The sequence below is a fragment of the Paraclostridium dentum genome, assembly GCF_012922555.1.
Lineage (GTDB): Bacteria > Bacillota > Clostridia > Peptostreptococcales > Peptostreptococcaceae > Paraclostridium > Paraclostridium dentum.
Map to the genome: position 1 here is coordinate 1 of NZ_WIPK01000041.1, position 1829 is coordinate 1829.

Consider the following 1829-nt stretch of genomic DNA (forward strand, 5'->3'; position numbering starts at 1 on the left):
TGGATTCAAAAACCATTGTAATGAGTTCTCACCAACCACTCACTCTCTGAATACAAACTTGCTTTTTACTATTTTCCGTCTTCGCCATATTCTTTGTTCTATTTGTAAATCATTATATTATATATATTATCAACTTTCAATACTAATATTCAAAAAAGTTTTATTATTTTTATTATTTTTTTATATCTTCCTCACAATTTTTATAATATATAACTCTTGAAGGGAAAGGTATTTCAATATTATTCTCATCAAATTTAGATTTAACCTTCTCCATTACATCAAAGTATACACTCCAGTAATCATCAGTCTTTACCCATGGTCTTGCTACTATCTGCATAGCATTTTCACCTAATGTATTTAGTCCAATTATAGGCTCTGGATCTCTTAATATTCTGTTATCTTCTTTAAAAATTTTTGCTAATACATCTTTTACAACTTTTATATTTGTATCGTAAGATACACTAAATGAAAAATCTATTCTTCTTTTTTCTTGATGTGTGTAATTAATTATATTATCACTAGTTAACTTAAAGTTTGGTACTATGATGGCTTTATTATCAGGAGTTTTTAGTATTGTACTAAAAATCTGTATATCAGCAACAGTTCCTTCAACTCCAGATCCACCTATGTAATCTCCTGTTTTAAATGGTTGGAAAAATAAAATTATCATACCTGCACCTAAATTTGATAGTATTTCTTTAAATGCTAAACCTAATGATAAACCAATAACTCCTATCAACGATACCATAACTGTCATAAAAGATTGTACCGGGAAATTAATTATATCTAAGCATGTCATAATTACCATAAGAACACTAGAGCCATAAATAGCATATGATGCAAAATTAGCTACTCCTCTTTCGACATTATATTTAAGTATAATGTTTTTGCTATATCTTTTTAACCATTTACAAGCATATAATCCTACAATAAGAAATATAATTGCATATATTAATTTAGGTCCACTATTTTTAACTGCATGAAAAAAAGTTTCTATGGTTTTTTGAGATACCTGCGTTGTACTTCCACTAATCATCAACTCACTCTCCTAACTTGCTGTCTTTATTTTAAATATATATTAATATTTTTCCTCTTTGATTTATATATCTCTAATTATTTTACAATATTTTTTCAATTAAATGCAATTTTTATAATGTATATATTTATATAAAATAAAAAAAGCTATGAAAATTCATAGCTTTAAATTCTTTCACATGAGTTCATCGAATGACAATCTAGTATTTTTTTTACAAAACTATCAAGATTCTGTACCTTACTACTATCAGCTAAATCAATTTTTATATTCATCATCTCATCATTTATTGGTCCTTGAGAAATTGAATTAATCTTTAAATTATTTTCTTCAGCTAAATTTATTAAATCTAGAATACTCCCTCTATTAACTTCTATACTAAACTTCATTTTTATCTACCCCTTTTTAGTATCTTTTAATAAAGAATATTCAAGCTGTATTTAAATTATTACACTTTGTACATTTAATTTAAATTTAATATAATGCCGTACAAGCGTAACCTTTTTATATTTTAAACAATAAAAAGTGGTTGATACTAAGTTTGCAGCGAAGTAGTCATTTAAAGCATTTTTTCTTATCCTTTATCTCATACCGTACAAGCGTAATTCTTCTTTATTTTACATATCAAAAAAGTGGTTAAGGTTTAGTTTGCAACGCCGAGGTCATTCAAAGCATCTTTTCAGCTTTATGACCCAAGTGCAAACTAAACCTTAACCACCACAAATCCACGTAAAATAAAAAAGATTACGCGGCTACGTCCTACTCTCCCAGGCAGCTTCCCACCAAGTACCATCGG

At 27.4% G+C, this 1829-nt stretch carries 2 protein-coding genes; both read right to left on the bottom strand.

The features are described 5' to 3' along the window. Positions 1-172: 172 nt before the first annotated feature. Positions 173-1036, bottom strand: a complete 864-nt coding sequence (locus GFJ41_RS17660) for a mechanosensitive ion channel family protein (RefSeq protein ID WP_150841887.1) — start codon at positions 1034-1036, stop codon at positions 173-175. Between the two features lie 164 nt (positions 1037-1200). Further along, entirely contained in the window at positions 1201-1422 is a 222-nt protein-coding gene (locus GFJ41_RS17665) for a hypothetical protein (protein ID WP_170075963.1), read from the bottom strand. Positions 1423-1829: the final 407 nt, after the last annotated feature.

Bases quoted from the DNA above. Each gene is read 5' to 3' on its own strand.
- GFJ41_RS17660 (WP_150841887.1), bottom strand. From the start codon at position 1,036: ATGATTAGTGGAAGTACAACGCAGGTATCTCAAAAAACCATAGAAACT.
- GFJ41_RS17665 (WP_170075963.1), bottom strand. From the start codon at position 1,422: ATGAAGTTTAGTATAGAAGTTAATAGAGGGAGTATTCTAGATTTAATA.